We start from the raw sequence: 18,603 nt of genomic DNA on the forward strand, positions 1-18,603 counted from the left end.
AGACCCCAATGCTCATTACCAAGATTTTTAAAGACTATAGATTATTTGAAATATTTATTTTAGGAATAGTTAGCGGTATGCCGTTGGTTATAATCTTTTCTACTCTTGCGGTATGGTTAAAAGAATCAGGAATAGATATCGCTGTTATTACTACTTTTGCGGTTGCAAGACTATCATATTCATTAAAAGTATTTTGGTCACCGTTAGTCGATAATTTTAAAATACCTTTTTTAAGTAGATGGGGACATAGAAAAAGTTGGCTTATATTATGTAGCTCTTTAATGGCTTTAGTACTAATTGCTATAAGCAAGGAAGACCCTACTGTTTCTTTAACTGCTTTATATTTCTTGACTATATTACTCGGCTTTTTATCCAGCACGTTCGATATTGCCGTTGATGCGTTGCGTATTGATAAGTTTGATCAGGAAACGCAAAGCATAGCTAGTGCAACTGCCGTATTCGGTTATCGAATCGGTATGCTTATTACAGGGGCAGGTGCTTTGTACCTTGCAGAAATAACCGGAAATAATTGGCAACTAACTTTCTTTGTTATAGCTATAATATTTGCTGTTGCTAGCGTTTTTATAATAACCGTAAAAGAAAAAGAATTAGTAAGAGAAAAAATTAATATTACTTCTATTACTTCATGGATTTCTACAGTAATTAATCCTTTCAAGGATTTTTTCAAAAGAGAATTTGCCGTAACTATTTTACTTGCGATAATATTTTTTAAATTAGGCGATGCTATGCTTGGAGCGGTTGCCTCACCTTTTTATATAGAGCTTGGTTATACAAAAGGTGAAATAGCAATAATCGCTAAGCTTTACGGGTTGATTGCGACCTTAGTCGGAGGCTTTGCTGGTGGTATTGTAATGTATAGGGTAGGGAATTTTAAAGGTTTGATTATTACCGGTATTGCTCAAAGTCTAACGCATTTTGCATTTATTTGGCTTAATCACCAACCTCCTTCTTTTGAAGCTTTATTAATTGCTATTACTATAGAGAATTTTGCTGCTGCTATGGGAGCTACTGCTTTAGTCGGCTATATAGGTAATTTATGTAATAAAAAATATTCGGCAACACAATATGCTTTACTTAGCAGTAGCAGTAGTTTATGTAACAATACTGTCACTATTTATGCCGGGAAACTTGTAAATATGATGGGTTGGGACGGCTTTTTTATCTTTACTATAATTTTAGCCTTGCCTGCTTTGTTTATATTAATGTATCTTAATAAGAAGGTTAATGTGTAGTAAGTTTTACTGTCACCCCGTAGACAAGCCAGTCTTGTTGTATGGTTCAAGAAGCCAACTCGATGTCATACCGTGGCTTGTCCACGGTATCCAGTAAAACAACTAAAAATACTAATAATATTAGTATTTTTAACTGGATCCCGCGATCAAGTCGCGGGATGACACAGTATTTTACTTGATTTAATTTGAATAATATTTTATTTATTTAAAATGTTTAGTAAATTTTTATTACCTTATATTTTTATTGCAACATTTTTCTTTGCTCCCATAAGCGAAGCGAAGAAAGCTGTAAAAAATACTCCTAAACCTCCTGTTCAAACTAGCTTAGTAATTGATGCAAAAAGCGGTAAAGTGTTGCAAGCCCATAATTCGCAAATCCGGATTTACCCTGCTTCTTTAACTAAGTTAATGACTCTATACTTAATGTTTGAATCAATTGAAGCCGGTAAGTTGCCTTTAGATAAGAAATTACTTGTCTCACAGAAAGCATCAAAAATGCCGCCTTGTAAGCTGGGTTTAAAAGCAGGGGAAACTATAACCGTTCGAGAAGCAATTAATGGATTAATCATAAAATCCGCTAATGATGCTGCCGTAACGGTTGCTGAAGGGTTAAAAGGTTCCGAAAAAGCTTTTGCTCATTTAATGAATGTTAAAGCTAAACAGCTCGGTATGAAGAATACCTATTTTAAAAATGCTTCAGGTTGGCATGACCCATTGCAGCAAACTACCGCAAGAGATATGGCTAAACTTGCTATGGCCTTAAAGAGAGATTATCCTAAATATTATCCGTTATTTGCTAAAACCAGTTTTGTATTTCGTGGAAACATAGTAAACGGACATAATAGGGTTACTAAAAATTATCAAGGTGCAGAAGGTATGAAAACAGGTTTTCATACACCGGCAGGTTATAATTTAGTAACTACTGCTTCTAGGAACGGTAAATCATTGATTGCCGTTGTTACAGGAGGCAAAAGTGCCGCATCTCGTGATCAAAAAATGATGGGGCTACTAGATCAGCATTTTAATATTAAGCCTATAGTCCCTAAAACTTCAATTAAACTTGCCTCTAATAATAAATCTACTACAAAAGCTAAATCAAAAATAGTAAAGAAAAAGAATATACGTAGTTGATATGTTTTTTTTCTGTAACTTTTACGGTTGCAGTATTGTTGTATGGCTTGTTAATTCGCCTGTTAATTTAAGTTCATACTTTTGTTCTAATTCCTCTTTTAGTACCTCTGGTAATGATGGTACAGGAATTCTATTCCCCTCTTCATTTTTAACACTGTTTAATAGCTGTGCTTCTAGTAAAATAGAAAGTTTTAATAACGGTCGTTCTGTTAACCATAAATCTTGCTTTCCTATATAATATTCTAAAACTGTTTTAAATGCTTTAATTAATTCTTTGTCAAATGCATAATTTTTAATTACTGCAAATTTGCTTAAATGATATAATTCATGTATATGTTTTTTTATAGCACTTACATTTCCCTTAAATTCTTTTAATTCTATATCAAATTTATTATATTTTTGCTGCTTCTTCTCTATAATAATAAAAAGAATGTTTAGCCCCATCATCTTTAATGTTTTTTTTGATCTCACTTAAAATTAATGCTTCCATAATTTTATATTGGTCTTCATCCTGATAATCAAATCTTCTTTTTAATCTTAATTCAAATAACTCTAAAACTTTAAGCTCATAGGTAGCCTAACTAGATTAAAAGGGTCGTCAGTATTTAGCTCTATTATTCCTGATTTAGAAGAATTTTCTTTCATAAATTATTTTTAAATTTAGATTCTATGTTAAGGATTTACGGCTAGCTTATATTTTAGATTTACAAGTTTTATATGACAATTAACACTACATTTAGCATTTTTTGTAACTTTAGTAGATGAAGATTTTTTAGAGTTTTTAGCTAAAGTTTTACTTTGTGGTTTTTTTAAATTAATATTTTTTAGAAACTTTTCAGTTTCATTAGGTAAATATTCTATTTTTACTTTAGTTATACCTTGATTTTTAAATGCTAAAATTTCGGCTGCTTTTTGAGAAACATCTATTATACGATTTTTCTTAAAAGGACCTCTATCATTAACCATTAAAATTACTGATTTATTATTGGCTTTGTTAGTAACTTTAACTAAACAAGGAAGTGGAAGAGTTTTATGTGCAGCAGTTAATAGATTTCTATTAAATCTATCACCGTTAGCTGTTTTTTTACCGTGAAAACCATCTTTACGCCCACCGTACCATGAGGCATAACCTGTTTCGGTAAAAGATTTAGGGCTGTGAGGTTTGTAAGTTTTTCCTTTTATTTTATAGTTTGTACCGACTTTATAATGTCCTTTATAAGTTAGATTATGAGGATCATCTTTTGATAATTCTTTGTAAGAATATTTGTGGGAATAAGGTAATCTTTTTGAGGTATTACAACCGCTTAGACTAAAAATCAATAAAAAAATTAATACAATAAGTTTATGGCGTTGTATCATCATCATGCTTATTAAAGTTATCCATTATTTTAGCGTAACACACAACTTTTTCAACACCTTTTATTTTTGATGCAATAGAAGCAAGCTTTTCTAGCTCTTCTTCTGATCTTGCAACTCCAAATAAATAAACAATATTATCTATAGTTAGAATAGTATAATTAGCAAATTTAATATCTTTTCTGACTAAGTTTTTAGCTTTAATTTGCGTGGTTATCATACTATCTTTAGTATATTGGGCTAAGTCAAAATGATTACTATTTTTATTTACTTTCAACTCATTAATAACTTCTTTTACGCCTTTTTGATTCCAAGCAATTTCTACGGCTTTTAACGCATCAGATTCTTTTTGAATATTTCCTGTTAATAATACTCTTCCTTGTGATACTTCGACCTTTATTTTAGCTCCTAAATCTCTAAAATTATTTTTTACTAAATCAGCTTTAATACCGGCAGAAATCCTTGAATCATTTAATGTTTCAGACATTGGTTGATCTTTTGAAGCAACAATTCCGGTAGTGGTTGCTGCAGTAAAAATAGCAGGTAAACAAGCAGATAGACTAAAAGAAAGAGCTATAAAAATTAGAACTCGTAACATCATAATAATAGTACCCTACGATTTTTAAAAAGATTATATTTGTTTAAGAATTAACTGTTTGTTTATGTCATTTCCTATAGTACCAGACCTTGTTGCGTACATACCGAGTCGTCATTGCGAGTAGGCATTGCCCGCGTGGATCAATTTCACCTCTGTCATCCCCCGTGGCCCTTCCACGGGATCCAGTTAAAAATACTAAAATTATTAGTATTTTTTATTGTTTTTATGGACCTAGTTAGCAAGCGAACTAGGTGACACAGTGGGCTTTACAGATCCACGCAACAATGCCTTCCCGCATAGGTATTATATATCATATCTTACTATCCGGTAATTTATTCTTTAATAAAAGAGGTAATTGCAGTAAAATAAATATAAAAGTAATAGGTATTACACCGAATACTTTGAATTTTACCCATGTTTCATCTGAGAAATTACGCCAAACTATTTCATTAACTACAGCCATAAAAAAGAAAAAAGCCGCTGTTCTATAGCTTAAGGTTATCCAGCTTTCTTCTTTAATACGTACTATACTCTCTAAAGCATATTTGATAAAAGGATTTTTTCTTATACCGCTCATGAGAAATATTATTCCAAAAATAACATATAATATAGTAGGTTTGATTTTTATATACATTGAATCGCCGCTAATTAAAGTAATGCTTCCCGAAACTAATAAAACAGTTGTGGAAATAATAGAAAGCTTAGATACTTTCTTATCTATAACATAACAAAGGGTGATACAAATAACAGAGGTAATAAGCATATAAAGAGTAGCGTTTTGTATACCGCCTCCATAAAAAAAGCCTGCAAAAAATGCTATTACCGGACCAATTTCTGATAAAAGTTTTAACATATTTAATTTAATTGTTCTCTTTGATAAAATTAATTTGATTCATTTTTTTGTACTGATATTAAGTTATTTTTGGAATATCTTAATTTTATTTGTATGAAAATATTTATCAGTAATATAGTAGTAAAATAGGCAAGTACTTGTAGCCCGTTAGGTCTTGCAATATAGCCGGTAACAATATGTAAGATTTTACCTATCATACTTCTATCTGCTACTAACCATGAACTATCCCAAAGTTGATCGGATAGAAACATAACTAGACCGGAAGAGGTTAAAATACCTGCAGCACTTGCTGCAAATCCGCCTGCTATTAGCATTAATAATACGGTAGAGATTTTAAAAATATATTTTTGATTAGCAATCTTAATTAAACCGAAATATATTACTAAACCAAGTAAGAAGCCACTTGTAGCACCTATTATCACTCCTTGCAAGTAAATACTGCTTGATATTGTTTCAACTGAAGATATGCTATATACTAAAATAATAATTTCTGCACCTTCTCGTAATATGGTAGTGGCAACTAAAAAAACCAACATGAAATAACTGGCGTTACCTTCATGAATTTTTACTGATAAGTCGTTTATATGTTGCTTTACTTTTATACCGTAACCTTGCATCCATATTATTGTCCAGCTAATCAGAATTGTTATTAGTATCATAATTCCAGAATCGAATAGCTCGTCGCCTATTCCGCCAAAAGATAAAGATAATTTACGGGTAAAAAATGCAAAAATTGAAGCAAATACTACTCCAAGCATTACTCCGGCAATAATATAAAGACGAGATTTTTCTATTTGTTTTGTTACGGCGAGTATTACACCAAGTAATAAAGATATTTCTAAACATTCACGAAACACTACTAAAGCAATTTTAAACATATTTTTATCTAATCATTAACAATTATAATACCCTGAGCCGTATCTTGATGAAAATCCCCAAAAATTTCATATTTTCCGGGCTTAAGCGGTGCAAGTATAATATTTATTGACTCATGTGGCATAACTATTTTTTCACGATGTAAATCATGACTTTCAAACTCTTCTACCGTATCATCTTCATTATGAACAATTAACCTTATCTTAGTAGATTTTGGTACTTCAACTATATTCGGAACAAATTTATGATCTTTTATAGTTATCTTTACTTCTAATATATTATCATTTGTTTTATTATCGGAACTCTTATTTGTAGAGATATAAATAATTACTGCTAAAAATATTAAACCTACTATTATAATAATATTTTTGTTTTTTTTAATAATTTCCATACTAAACTCCTAGCTTAATTAAAGTTTAAAGTAAGATTCTTATATACTCATTTAATTTGAGTTTTAAATTTTTAATAATTACAAAATTTATCCTGCAATTTTTATTAATGCTATAAGATATACAATTATTATCATTATGACAAGGATAGATAATAAAATATAATTTTTTTGTCTTTGAATTTTATTTTGTTTCATATTTATTTAATTTTGTTTAAAGTCTCCTAGTTCAAGCAAAAGATATTCATTTATCGGTAATGATTCATGAGAAATAATTTTATTTATGTTAGAACCTAAAGCTTTAAATGTTTTGCCTTCAGCAATAACACTGCGTGTTCCAACCGTTACTTTACCTTGCAAGGCGTAAGAAAAAATTAAAGGATATGTAATATCGCCGATTTTCATATCTATTTGTTGTCCTTTTTCTTTAGAATCATATAATATTTTACCGTTTGATAAACGAGTAATTTTAGCATTAAAGCTTACTTTTTCACCACATAATAAAGGAACACGATAAGCTATCTCATCATCATAAATTTTTACTTCACTATTTTTGACAAAATTTTGCGGTAATATAGATTTTAAAATTACATTAACTTTATAATTATAAGCATCATCGAAGATAATATTATTACTATTATTAACGGCGTATTTTGCCGGAATAATAGCTTCTCGTGCTTCTCCTACCATCATACCGATTATTACATTATCTAAGCCAAGCATTACAGGAGCAGAGCCTAAAGTAAAAGTTTTAGTATCTTCAGATATTAAAGTATTGTTCATGTCTGATATTTGATAAAATACGGTAACTACATGTCCGCAAGAAGCGGGACCGATATTACCGCTACCGAGCGTATTAATTTTGAACAGTGTTTTTACTAAATCCTTACGTACTTCAATAGTGTAATCATTAGGATTGATAGGTCCATTTAACGGTTGTAAAATATTTTCAAAAAATGCTTTCCCTTCTTCGGTTTTAAGAGCATTTATTACTATTTTTGAAACCGTACGTTCAAATAAATTACCGTTTAATGAAATAGGGGGTTCATTATTTATACTAGTTTGGTTTTCATCGGTAGATGAATTATTTGAAGCCGTTTGCTCTACCGTTGTAGGATTATTGTTGTCGGGAGATATTTTTAACTTTACTATATTGTAAAGTATTAGGATTACAATTATTAAAGATAAAAATTTTTGCATATGATATATAGTATTTTAGTACAACAAAGTTTACTATAACAATCAATTACTTAATAATCAAATGAGAATAAAAATAATTTGATTAATATAAATAATTGATTTAAATTTAGATGCAGAATTTTATAAATATAGTGGTGAAAAGTGAAAAAATTTATATTTTGTTTTTTATGTTTATGGACGTTAAACATATTTGCTGCTTCCAAAACTTACCCTAATAAGCTTAATCATTGTAAAATTACTAGAAATATATTTAATGATTATGAACCGAAAGTTTTTGAGACTACTAATAATTTATTACGTAAAACAGGAAGATTATCAAAATTTTACGGTGAAAAGATATTAATTAAAGGAAAAATATTAGATCAAAATTGTGTACCGGTTGCAGATGCTAAAGTTTATTTATGGCAAGTAGGAAGCGGAGGTAAATACCCTTATGAACCTTTAAAAACTAGAGTTGATAAAAGAAGATTTACAAGTAAAAGCGATTCAAGCTTTACCGGTTCCGGTATTGCTACTACTAATAATAAAGGAGAATATTACTTTATTAGCATGCTGCCTTATAAATCTTCTCGTTATTTGAGAAGTGCAAACATAAGAATAGAACATCCCAGTCTTACTACTCTTGAAACACGCTTAGATTTATCTGATAAAAATATGTGTGATAATGAGTGCGGTGAAGTAAATCCGATATTAATCGAACCGCAAGAAAATATGCCGTCTTATTGTTTTGATTTAGTATTACAAGGTACGACACTGAAGAGGTATTAGACACCTTGCCTAACTTGCTTCTAAGGGTAATTTGTACGTCAATCCGGTACTCGAATCCTCACGTTACTTGCGTGTACGCTGCGGTTCTGTGTTCCGTGTTTCCTTCAAATTTCTCCTTATTAGCTACGTTAGGCAAGGTGTCTATTGATGTCATTCCTGCTTATGTAGAAATGATATTAGATGACGGTGCTTCTAAAGGTTTTTTTATACCACAACTACATAATGTAAGTGCTAATACGAATAAATAAAAAGTTTTCATTACTATAAATTATTATATGACCTTAAGAAATTATAATAAATATCTTATATATATTATAGTGTTTTTATTATCTATAATAATTTTTATTCCTAAAATTCATGCTAAGCTCTATGAGAAGCCTAAGGATAAATTAGAATTTTCAAGAGGTTTAAGCGTTCCTGATAATATAATTTTTTTTGATGAAGAAAAAAATCAATATTCTCTTGATCAGTTTGAAGGAAAGACTATATTGTTAGTGTTTTGGGCTACTTGGAGTGCTCCTTGTGTCAAAGAAATGCCTGACCTTGATATGTTGCAAAAAGATTTTAGGAAATTACCTTTTTCAGTAATTCCGATTTCAGAAGATTATCAAGACATAAAAATTGTTAAAGAATATTTTAAAAGCTATCAAATAAGATATTTGCCGATTTATCATGATTATAGAAATGAATTATTTAAAGCCTTAGGGGTTATTAGTTTACCGACTAGTATATTAATAGACCCAAACGGCAAAATAGTAACTAGCTTTGTCGGCAATACAAATTGGTATGACGAAAAAGTTAGAGATACTATTTTATCTGCCATTCCCGGAAATTATCCTGAACCTAAAAATAGTTATAACGAGCAATCTCTGAATAAACCGGCTAAGCCTTTGCCGCCTGTAAAAAAAGATGCTATAGTAACTCCAAATAAATAGACGAAGCTCAATTTGGAAAAGAGCAAGGAGGCTGTAAGCCGAGGACCGCAGCGTATATTAATACGTGAGGACCGGAGGAGTTACAAGACGACGCAGCCAATTTTTCAAATTCAGCGAGTATATTAAATTAAAAATGAGCAAAATCAATGAATGAAGTAAATAAATCAACTATGGCGAATGCAGAATTTGATCAGATAATAACCAAACGGCAGATAAGTAAATTAGATCAATTATTTGCTTCGGTTTTTGGTGATTCTAAAGAAGTGATTGCCGTTTTACGCCTTAGTGGTGTTATCGGTAAAGTAAGTACTATACAATCGGGACTTACTTTAGAATCATTAAATGAACTAATAGAAAAAGCTTTTAAAATAAAGAAATTAAAAGCATTATGTTTAATTATTAATTCTCCCGGCGGTTCTCCGGTACAATCTGAACTTATTGCGAAACGTATTCGTGACCTTGCTAAAGAAAATAAAATAAAAATTTATAGTTTTATTGAAGATATGGCGGCTTCAGGCGGATATTGGCTTGCTTGCAGCGGTGACTGGATATATGCTTCTTATAGTTCGGTTATAGGTAGTATCGGAGTAGTGTCAAGCGGATTCGGATTCCATGAAGCGATTAATAAACTCGGAATAGAGCGTAGAGTTTATACGGAAGGAAAAAATAAAGCAATTTTAGATCCTTTTAAACCTATTAATAAAGAGGACCTTAAAATTATTAAAAATTTGCAACAGCAAGTTTATGAGCACTTCGTTGATTACGTAAAAACAAGAAGGGCAGGGAAGCTAACACAACAAGACGAGATTTTATTTAACGGCGAATTTTGGGCAGGGCAAACGGCTCTTGATTACGGCTTAATTGATGGCATAGGTGATATGTATAGCGTAATGAAAGAAAAATTCGGCGATAATATTAAGTTTCAATATCTGTGTGCTAAACAGCCTTGGCTTAAAAAGAAACTTGGCATGGGAAGTAAGATATTAACCGATAATCTTGCTAATTCTTTAATTGATGCAGTAGAAAATAAAATTATTAACGATAAATTTGATATAAGGTAGTATGACTATAACGCAAGTTAAAATTAAGAAATTAGAAAATTTTTCAGGTAGTTTGCCGGAATATGCTACAGAGCATAGTGCGGGGATGGATTTAATAGCTGCAAATGAGCAACCTATAACAATAAAAGCAGGTGAAATACAGCTAATTCCAACCGGCATCGCTATAGCATTACCTGACGCATTTGAAGCACAGATAAGACCTCGTTCGGGTCTTGCCGTTAAACACGGTATTACGGTTGCTAATTCACCCGGTACTATTGATGCAGATTATCGAGGCGAAATAAAGGTGATTCTTATTAACTTGGGTAAAGAAGATTTCGTTATAGAAAAAGGCATGCGAATTGCACAGATGATAATTTCTAAGTACGAACGCATATTATGGGAAGAAAGTAGTAGCCTTACGGAAACGATACGTGGTAGCGGCGGTTTCGGTTCTACGGGTGTTTGACGTCATTGCTGCGTGGATATCTAATCGTCATTGCGAGGAGCGAAGCGACGTGGCAATCCAGTAAAAAATGCTATACAACTAGCATTTTTTTATTATTTTTTCTGGATTGCCACGTCGCTTCGCTCCGGCTTTGTTGCATGGCTCAAAAAACCCGCTCGGTGTCATACCGTGGCTTGTCCACGGTATCCAGAAAAAAAAACTGGATACCGCGATCAAGTCGCGGTATGACATAAAGGTACTGGATCCCGTGGTCAAGCCACGGGATGACAACTGCAACAAATCATAAAACTTATGAAAATAAAATTATTAACTTCTATATTTTTGTTAGCTTTGAATTGGATCCCGTGGTCGAGCCACGGGATGACAACTGCGGTAAATTCTGATTCTGTTAAGCAGGTTTTTACCTATATCGATCAAAAAAATTGGTCACAAGCTGAAGATTTAGCTCTAGAGGTAAATAGTAAAGTTTTAACAAAAATTGTACTTTCTCAGAAATATTTAGATAATAAATATTCAGATAATAGTTTTGAACAAGTAATAAGGTTTTTACGCAATAATCCGGATTGGCCTCAAAATAAGCTGCTTGAAGAAAGAGCGGAAGAATATCTAAATAATAATACAAATAAAAAAGTAATTTTTGATTGGTTTAGTAAACATCCTCCTCTTACCGGCAAAGGTTATAAATTTTATGTGGCAGCTGCAAGTAGTTTAATCAAAGATCAGAAGATATTACTACCTATTATTAAAGAGGCTTGGGTATATGCCAACTTCACTCCTGAAGAAGAAAATGTATATTACAATAAGTGGCATAAATATTTAACAACAAATGATCATTTAGAGAGAATAGAAGAACATTTATGGAAAAATGATGTTAGGTCTGCTGAGCAATCCCTGAAATATATAGATCAAGGTTATCGTAATTCTTTTAAAGTCCAAATTGCGATTATAGGTAAATCGCCAAATGCTGAAAAGCTTTTTAAAACTGTTCCTGAAAAATACTATACTTCCGGTTTATTATATCGTTATTTAGATTTTAAAAAAATACAAAAGCCGACAAAGGAAATTATTACTTTATTTAAGAAAGCTAAAAATAACCGTAAACATTTTGCTAAATGGTGTCGTATTCAGTCCTATTATGCTCGTGAATTCATCGATTACAAAGATTTTGCTAATAGCTATAGAATGGCAACGCTTCCTTTTGCTACTTGTCCTGAAACTATAAGGGAGCAGGAGTGGCTTGCGGGTTGGCTTTCTTTAAGCTTTTTAAAGAAGCCTGATCAAGCATTAGTACATTTTAATAAGTTTATTAAAGTTGTTAAGACTCCGATTAGTTTGGCACGTGGATTTTATTGGCTCGGTCGTACTTATGAAGCGAGAAGCGATAAACAAACTGCCAAGAAATTTTATGAGCAGGCAGCCAAATATTCTTTTACCTTTTATGGGCAGGTAGCAAATATTGAATTAAATAGGACAAAATTAGTTTTACCTCCTATTCCCGTAATAACTTCTGAAGAAAGGAAAACTATAGAAAATAAAGAAATTATTAAAGCAATAAGGTTACTGGTTAAATATAATAAGAATAATTTAGCCATGATATATTCCAAAGTAGCGATTAAAACTACTAAAAATCCTGCAGAAATTCAAATAATTGCGAATATTATTAAAGCAAATAATAATACTAACCATATGGTTGAGGTAGCAAAAATTGCTGCCCAAAATAACGCTTTTATTCCGGATTGTGCTTTTCCAACGCCTTATAATCTAGGAGGTTTGCCTATCCCACCTCATTTAACTTACGGAATAATTAGACAGGAATCGGTTTTTGATCATAAAGCTGTAAGCTATGCAAATGCTATGGGACTGATGCAGCTTATTAAAGGTACTGCTTGTGATACTGCTAAATCTATAAATATGCAATGTAATGTAGCAGATTTGACTAGGAATCCGGTATATAATATTAAGCTTGGTTCACATCATTTTAAAAAATTATTAGATGAACATAAGGGTTCTTATATTTTATCGATTGCTTCTTATAACGCCGGAAGTCATAAAGTAGTAAAATGGATTTATAGATTCGGTGATCCAAGGGATATAAAAGATACAAGAAAAGTCATTGACTGGATTGAGTTAATACCTTATTCTGAAACTAGAGATTATGTTCAACGGGTACTTGAAAATGTTCAGATTTATAGGGTAATCTTAAATAAGAATAGTAGCTTGTATTTTAAGCGTGACTTACATGCTTGTGATATATCAAAAAGTTAATTTCCATTAGTGTTTTATTTTGACATATGATAATATATAAGTATGATACGGAAACTAATTAAAAACATAAATTAAGAAGGAAGTTATGAAAAAAATGGAGAAGCACTTATAAAAAACAGCGTAATGATACAGATACTCAAGTAAAGAAATATAAACAAGATCTTGATGCAATCGGCATTAAATATGACCATAAATCTGCACATGTTGAAATTCCAAATCATGCTACCGGCGGGTTTGAATATTTTAGATGGGATTGGATGACAAGTACGTCAGGGCATAAACATTCAGACCACGTCACTACATTTAAGAATGTAGTAAGAACTTTAAAAGAAACTAAAAATAATCCAGCCCAGTATGAAAATTTAGTATCTAGCTTGAATGCTAATACTAAAAGTGCACTTGAGGCTACTATTAAGAGTAATAACATTATTGTACCGACACAAGACACTAATAAGTTAATATCAGAAATATTAACAGGAATGCAAACATGGATCGATACAAAAAGTCATATCCCTATAGAACTTAAGCAAAAATTCTTAGAGTTAGGTGCTAGTAAGTTAGAATTATTCATAAAAGCTGCTCATGACCAATTTAATAATAAATGGATCGTTAAAGAATTTATTGATAATGCTGTAAAAACTGGAGAAGAAGGTAGAAAATATTTAGCCGATTGTGACTGTAGTTCAACTGACCAGCTATGGGCAAAGCTTGTTGAACCTAAAATAGAAAGTATTATAACCCAACAAGATACTAATAAGTTAATATCAGAAATACTAACAGGAATGCAAATATGGTTAGATACAAAAAGTCATATTCCCATAGAACTTAAAAATAAATTCTTAGAGTTAGGTTCTAATAATTTAGAAAAGTTTATAGAAAGTGCTTCTGATAAATTTAACAATAAGTGGATAGTTAAAGAATTTGTTGATAATGCTTTTGTACCACCTAGAGAGGAAGGTAATAAATATCTAGCTGATAGTAGTTGTGATTCTGTTGATACGCTATGGGCTAAAATAGAAAGCCTTATAATAAATGAGGATTCAAATAAAGCTACAACCTCTCAGGCTTCATCAGAGAGTATAAATTCTAGTGACTTTAAAGGTAACACGTCAGATGAAGATTCCGATGATGATATAGAGGTTATATCACAATTACTAGAATCTAAAGTAACGCTTAATAATGGTAAAAAAATTGAAGTTAAGAAAATTATAGATGCAATATATAACCCACAAGATTTAGATTTTTATTTAAGGAAGTTAACTCCTGAAACCAATCAGCTTGTGAAAAAAGAAATAGCATTAAAATTAGCTTACGATTTATATAATGATTCTAAAGAGTTAAGCGTAGTAAGTGCTATATCTGAAACATTAGGTATTAGTGAGGAGTTCAATAATTACACTGACTTTAGCCTTGCGGAGTTAAAAGATGAAGAAGTTAATATTACTGGTGGAGATTATTCGTATTTAGAATAATTTCCTTCCTCTGTTATACCGTGGTTTATCCACGGTATCTAGAAAAAATAAAATAAAGACTAGATGCCGTGGTCAAGTCACGGCATGACATAGTAGGGTTTACTGATTCATATAACAGGATTCTCAAATACCTATCAATTATATTCATGATTCTTAAAAACTTATCTTTACTAATAATATTATTCTTTTCAATATCAGCTTTTTCTGCTGCTACTAACCTAAAAAATATCCCTATTACTGTTGTTGCTCCGGCAACAGGTGCTGATAATAAAACTTTATCGGATTTAAAAAATATTAATGGATTAAATTTACAAATTCCTTCTAAATGTTTTGCTAAAGGTAAGCTACCCTTTCTTGCAAGTAGCGATGAAGTAAGATTTAATTGCCTGCGGGATATATTATTTGATGAGTCTGATAATGTAGTATGGAGTTTACGAGGCGGTTACGGTTCTGCTAGAATAATTCCCGATTTACTAAAGCTACCAAAACCAAATAAAGAGAAATTCTTTATAGGATATAGCGATATAACGGCGTTACATCTTTTTCTATCACAAGAATGGGGATGGAAAACTATTCACGGCAGTAATATAGCTGATTTATTAAAACCTGATAAAGAACAAAGTAATTTTACCAAGCTTGCTGAAATATTAAAAGGCACCGTAAAGCAGGTTACTATAGATAATTTGAGTCCGCTTAACGATATAGCAAAATCAAGTGATTTTGTTAACGGTAAACTAACAGGCGGTAACTTAACTATGGTGCAAACTAGTATAGGAACAAGTTGGCAAATAAAGACTAAAGGCAAAATTCTTTTTTTAGAAGATGTGAATGTAGCTCCTTTTAGATTAGATCGTGAGCTTTTACACTTAAAGCAAGCAGGGTTACTTAAGGATGTTAAGGCTATAATATTTGGTTCATTCGGTAAAGATCTTGACGCCACAATGTTAGTGCTTCGTAATTTTGCAGATAATTTAAATATTCCGGTATTTAAAACAAATAGATTCGGTCATGAAAAAATTAACGATCCGATTGTTTATAATACGGGTAGTAAGATTATTATGGGGAAGAATAAAGGATTTAAACTAGTGATGGAGTTGTAAACTCTATTGCGAGTAGCCATAGGCTGCGTGGATCGGTTTTCTGTCATTGCGAGAAGAATTACGTAGTAATTCGACGAAGCAATCTCAGGAGTATTATTTCATGAGATTGCCACGTCGCTTCGCTCCTCGCAATGACGATTTAGTATCCACGCAGGCAATACCTCGTAGGAATGACATAGTGAGCCTACCTACCCAAATGCAAATAATCATTATACTTTGATAAATTCAAATCATAAGAAAAAGACTTATTTGTAACGTAATATTCAAGTAATTTTATTAATCCTGCTTTATGTTTATTTAAAGTCTCGATGCTTAAAGCTATTTCTGTTGTTTGCACATAAGGTTCGGTACTGGTTATTTTTACATAGGCAATGGTGATTGGATTCCCGCTTTCGCAGGAATGACATAAAAGAGGCTGGGAATGACATAAAAGGGACAGAGAATGACATTCCGGGAATCCGTTTTCTAGTAACATCAAACTTTCTATAATAAGCTGTGGAGAGAGTCCAAGCTCTATTTCTTTCTTAGTCGGAATAGTGCCGGTCTTATAATCCAGTATAGTTATATTGTTTGATTTACTTATTTCAATTCGGTCAGCTATACCGATTATTTTTATATCTTGACCTGCAATATTTAGCTGTAATTCCCCTTTAATTTCAAAATAGATTTCTTTGCAGTTTTTCCGGCGTTCTATATCAAATAAAATAAAAGCTTTGCTGAAAGCCGTAAGTTTTATTTGCCAAGTTTTTTTTGTGTAGCTTGGTAAAATAGTGCCATATAAAATATGATTACCGATATTTATTAAAGCATTTTGTTTATCAAACAAATTTAAATTAATAAATTGTTTGTCGTAATTTTTAGAATATTCCTCTAAAACTTTATGAATAAAATTACCAAAATCCGATATTTTAGGCTCTTCCCATATATTATCTTTTTTACGTAGTCCAAGGATTTTCTTAGCATAAAACCCGTATGGGTTTCTTATTAATGTTTCTATGTCGGTTACTGATAAGATGCTTGGGAAAAAAGTGGAGTTTGCTGCTTTGTCATCCTTGCCTATCCCTATGTCATCTCTGCGTTCTCCTATGTCATCCCTGCGAAAGCAGGGATCCATGTCTAGGTTTGTATTAAGCTGGATTCCTGCTTTCGCAGGAATGACATAGGAAGAAGTAGGTATGACATGCTCAAGTTGCAGCTTCAAAAATAAATTACTCGGCACTGATAACTTACCATCATATTTTTTAGCGTTTAGTATAATTACTTGTTTATTTTGTAGAAATAAATTGAAGTAATCTGAATATAGAGTAGGGACGATTTCATTGTAATCTATATTTAGTATCTGCAAAGCTTTCTTGCTAAGCCATGGGTGAGATTTAGTGGTAGGTGTCCAGTTTTCATTATTAAAATGCGGTAATATAATTAAGTCGAATTTGCATAATGCTAAACCTTCCGGTGGTGCTATAATAATATTGGCAGAGTCGGTATTTTTATAATATTTGATATTAGAAAGTAAAAAAGAGAAGATTTTAGGAAAATCCTTTTTATCCGTTGAATTTATATATTTGCTGTATGAAGTTAAATTTGTTAAAAACTCAACTAGTTCTGCTCCTCCTTCTTTTTCCCAAATAGTAGGCAAAAGTTTTTCAGCTATTTCTTTAGTTAAGGTCAGAATATCTAGTATATTATGCGGGTTATCGGTAAATAAAATATCTATTAAGTTACGGCAATATTCTTTTGTATCCTCGTTATCAAATTGTAATTGTAATAAATATTTCGGTGAGGATATAAAGCGGTTTTTATTAGATAGCATTACTTCTAATTTTTGTGTAGCAGAGCAGTTAATTAAAGGATTTTTAAGTAATAAAAATAGGAGTTTTAAATCAAAATTATTACATAATATTTTAATAATGGAAGTTAGTAATTCACCTATATTAGTAAGCCTTAAGTCATTACCTAGTAAATCTTCGTATCTGTCTAAAAAATTGCAATATACTCTTTTAAGTTTATTATTATCTGTAACGATTGCTATTTTTTTATCGCTATTTTGACTGCATATATAAGCTATTTGTTTAGCTTCTTCATAAATGTCATTAGGTTCATAATAAGATATACCATCGCTAATCTGCTTGGAGGCTGGATTATAGTGAACTATATAGTCCTTTAAGTCTTCCTCAAATCTTTTAAAAAAAACATTAGGTTTGAACATTCCGGCGAGTATTATTTGCTTATTCCTATTCTTTATCCTTATTATTTCTTCTTGTAATAGCTTTAATTTGTAAGATGCCTTAGTTTGTTTTTGAGTAAACGATATTTCTTCTTGCCATCTCGAAAAGCAATATTCTAGAAATTTATAAATCTTTTGCCAATAATTGGAATTATTATAAGTTTCAATTAATTTTATATCGATATTATTGATTATAAGATCATTAAACAATTTCCTTAGAATTTCAGCAGCTTTTAGTGATTCATTTTTATTAAATTGTAAGTCTGTATATTCTGTAATTATTTTTGATATAATAAGAAGTTCTTCTATTTTAGATACATAATCCGAATTGGTTTTTTTTGAAATAAGAGAATTAAAAGGAATAATGGTAGGTAACTTAATTTTATATTTATCGGTTAAAATTTTCTTTAATTCTAGGCATGAAAAATTATTAGGTAATATTATTTGAACTTCTGCACCTTTCCCTAATTTATCAATGATGTACTCAGCAAAACTTTCTAAAAAAGAATAATCAGCAGTCATAAATAATGTTTTTTACGATAATATAACAGATCCAAGGTCCGAAACAAATCTTATTTAAAACGATAATATAGTACAATAAATAATATTTGATTATTAGTTTCTTATTAAGTATCTTAAAATATATTAATTTAAATTTTATAAATAAGGTATCAT

Annotated in this window: 16 protein-coding genes and 2 pseudogenes; 9 read left to right on the forward strand and 9 right to left on the reverse strand. The window is 31.1% G+C overall.

The window, feature by feature from the left end; translation table 11 throughout:
* Positions 1-8: 8 nt before the first annotated feature.
* Positions 9-1,253 carry an AmpG family muropeptide MFS transporter gene (locus H6P87_RS02795; protein WP_202069945.1) on the forward strand — a complete coding sequence of 415 codons (1,245 nt, stop codon included), beginning with the start codon at positions 9-11 and terminating at the stop codon, positions 1,251-1,253.
* Positions 1,254-1,463: 210 nt separating this feature from the next.
* A complete protein-coding gene (locus H6P87_RS02800; RefSeq protein WP_202069946.1) occupies positions 1,464-2,384 on the forward strand; it encodes a D-alanyl-D-alanine carboxypeptidase family protein in 921 nt (306 codons plus the stop codon).
* A 21-nt stretch (positions 2,385-2,405) separates the two neighbouring features.
* On the opposite strand, the gene H6P87_RS02805 is transcribed toward H6P87_RS02800, so the two are convergent.
* The 7 genes from H6P87_RS02805 to H6P87_RS02835 form a co-directional block, all read right to left on the reverse strand.
* On the reverse strand, positions 2,406-2,855 hold the full coding sequence (locus H6P87_RS02805) for a hypothetical protein (RefSeq protein ID WP_202069947.1): 450 nt from the start codon (positions 2,853-2,855) through the stop codon (positions 2,406-2,408).
* Between the two features lie 201 nt (positions 2,856-3,056).
* Complete coding sequence (locus H6P87_RS02810; protein ID WP_267829892.1) at positions 3,057-3,704, reverse strand: septal ring lytic transglycosylase RlpA family protein; 648 nt, start codon at positions 3,702-3,704, stop codon at positions 3,057-3,059.
* Between the two features lie 22 nt (positions 3,705-3,726).
* Positions 3,727-4,341 carry a BON domain-containing protein gene (locus H6P87_RS02815; RefSeq protein WP_202069949.1) on the reverse strand — a complete coding sequence of 205 codons (615 nt, stop codon included), beginning with the start codon at positions 4,339-4,341 and terminating at the stop codon, positions 3,727-3,729.
* Positions 4,342-4,648: 307 nt separating this feature from the next.
* On the reverse strand, positions 4,649-5,191 hold the full coding sequence (locus H6P87_RS02820) for a septation protein A (protein WP_202069950.1): 543 nt from the start codon (positions 5,189-5,191) through the stop codon (positions 4,649-4,651).
* A gap of 29 nt (positions 5,192-5,220) precedes the next feature.
* Entirely contained in the window at positions 5,221-6,069 is an 849-nt protein-coding gene (locus tag H6P87_RS02825; protein ID WP_011270944.1) for an FTR1 family protein, read from the reverse strand.
* An 8-nt stretch (positions 6,070-6,077) separates the two neighbouring features.
* A complete protein-coding gene (locus tag H6P87_RS02830) occupies positions 6,078-6,458 on the reverse strand; it encodes a cupredoxin domain-containing protein (RefSeq protein ID WP_202069951.1) in 381 nt (126 codons plus the stop codon).
* A gap of 201 nt (positions 6,459-6,659) precedes the next feature.
* A complete protein-coding gene (locus tag H6P87_RS02835; protein WP_202069952.1) occupies positions 6,660-7,655 on the reverse strand; it encodes an FKBP-type peptidyl-prolyl cis-trans isomerase in 996 nt (331 codons plus the stop codon).
* Between the two features lie 141 nt (positions 7,656-7,796).
* On the opposite strand from H6P87_RS02835, the gene H6P87_RS02840 reads away from it, so the two are divergent.
* Positions 7,797-8,423 (forward strand): dioxygenase family protein, encoded by a 627-nt coding sequence (locus tag H6P87_RS02840; protein WP_202069953.1) that lies wholly within the window; start codon positions 7,797-7,799, stop codon positions 8,421-8,423.
* Between the two features lie 12 nt (positions 8,424-8,435).
* On the opposite strand, the pseudogene H6P87_RS02845 reads toward H6P87_RS02840, so the two are convergent.
* A pseudogene (locus tag H6P87_RS02845) lies at positions 8,436-8,577 on the reverse strand (palindromic element RPE1 domain-containing protein); the annotation flags it as partial.
* Between the two features lie 121 nt (positions 8,578-8,698).
* On the opposite strand from H6P87_RS02845, the gene H6P87_RS02850 reads away from it, so the two are divergent.
* The 6 genes and pseudogenes from H6P87_RS02850 (at position 8,699) to H6P87_RS02875 (ending at position 15,704) form a co-directional block, all read left to right on the forward strand.
* The gene (locus H6P87_RS02850; protein ID WP_202069954.1) at positions 8,699-9,358 is read left to right on the forward strand and encodes a TlpA disulfide reductase family protein; all 660 of its coding nucleotides are present in this window, start codon (positions 8,699-8,701) and stop codon (positions 9,356-9,358) included.
* A 146-nt stretch (positions 9,359-9,504) separates the two neighbouring features.
* Entirely contained in the window at positions 9,505-10,419 is a 915-nt protein-coding gene (locus tag H6P87_RS02855) for a S49 family peptidase (protein ID WP_202069955.1), read from the forward strand.
* A gap of 1 nt (position 10,420) precedes the next feature.
* On the forward strand, positions 10,421-10,867 hold the full coding sequence (gene dut, locus H6P87_RS02860) for a dUTP diphosphatase (protein WP_202069956.1): 447 nt from the start codon (positions 10,421-10,423) through the stop codon (positions 10,865-10,867).
* A 291-nt stretch (positions 10,868-11,158) separates the two neighbouring features.
* On the forward strand, positions 11,159-13,132 hold the full coding sequence (locus H6P87_RS02865; RefSeq protein WP_202069957.1) for a lytic transglycosylase domain-containing protein: 1,974 nt from the start codon (positions 11,159-11,161) through the stop codon (positions 13,130-13,132).
* Positions 13,133-13,217: 85 nt separating this feature from the next.
* Positions 13,218-13,890 (forward strand): annotated as a pseudogene (locus H6P87_RS02870) (hypothetical protein); the annotation flags it as partial.
* 860 nt (positions 13,891-14,750) lie between these two features.
* Complete coding sequence (locus H6P87_RS02875; protein WP_202069958.1) at positions 14,751-15,704, forward strand: LD-carboxypeptidase; 954 nt, start codon at positions 14,751-14,753, stop codon at positions 15,702-15,704.
* Between the two features lie 184 nt (positions 15,705-15,888).
* Here the strand turns inward: H6P87_RS02875 and H6P87_RS02880 are convergent, their stop codons facing one another.
* Positions 15,889-18,450, reverse strand: coding sequence for a PD-(D/E)XK nuclease family protein (locus H6P87_RS02880; protein ID WP_202069959.1), 2,562 nt, complete (start codon positions 18,448-18,450; stop codon positions 15,889-15,891).
* Positions 18,451-18,603 lie beyond the last annotated feature (153 nt).

It is taken from the genome of Rickettsia tillamookensis (genome assembly GCF_016743795.2).
GTDB classification, from domain to species: Bacteria; Pseudomonadota; Alphaproteobacteria; order Rickettsiales; family Rickettsiaceae; genus Rickettsia; species Rickettsia tillamookensis.

Bases quoted from the DNA above. Each gene is read 5' to 3' on its own strand.
- H6P87_RS02795 (WP_202069945.1), top strand. From the start codon at position 9: ATGCTCATTACCAAGATTTTTAAAGACTATAGATTATTTGAAATATTT.
- H6P87_RS02800 (WP_202069946.1), top strand. From the start codon at position 1,464: ATGTTTAGTAAATTTTTATTACCTTATATTTTTATTGCAACATTTTTC.
- H6P87_RS02815 (WP_202069949.1), bottom strand. From the start codon at position 4,341: ATGATGTTACGAGTTCTAATTTTTATAGCTCTTTCTTTTAGTCTATCT.
- H6P87_RS02820 (WP_202069950.1), bottom strand. From the start codon at position 5,191: ATGTTAAAACTTTTATCAGAAATTGGTCCGGTAATAGCATTTTTTGCA.
- H6P87_RS02825 (WP_011270944.1), bottom strand. From the start codon at position 6,069: ATGTTTAAAATTGCTTTAGTAGTGTTTCGTGAATGTTTAGAAATATCT.
- H6P87_RS02830 (WP_202069951.1), bottom strand. From the start codon at position 6,458: ATGGAAATTATTAAAAAAAACAAAAATATTATTATAATAGTAGGTTTA.
- H6P87_RS02835 (WP_202069952.1), bottom strand. From the start codon at position 7,655: ATGCAAAAATTTTTATCTTTAATAATTGTAATCCTAATACTTTACAAT.
- H6P87_RS02850 (WP_202069954.1), top strand. From the start codon at position 8,699: ATGACCTTAAGAAATTATAATAAATATCTTATATATATTATAGTGTTT.
- H6P87_RS02855 (WP_202069955.1), top strand. From the start codon at position 9,505: ATGAATGAAGTAAATAAATCAACTATGGCGAATGCAGAATTTGATCAG.
- dut (WP_202069956.1), top strand. From the start codon at position 10,421: ATGACTATAACGCAAGTTAAAATTAAGAAATTAGAAAATTTTTCAGGT.
- H6P87_RS02865 (WP_202069957.1), top strand. From the start codon at position 11,159: ATGAAAATAAAATTATTAACTTCTATATTTTTGTTAGCTTTGAATTGG.
- H6P87_RS02875 (WP_202069958.1), top strand. From the start codon at position 14,751: ATGATTCTTAAAAACTTATCTTTACTAATAATATTATTCTTTTCAATA.
- H6P87_RS02880 (WP_202069959.1), bottom strand. From the start codon at position 18,450: ATGACTGCTGATTATTCTTTTTTAGAAAGTTTTGCTGAGTACATCATT.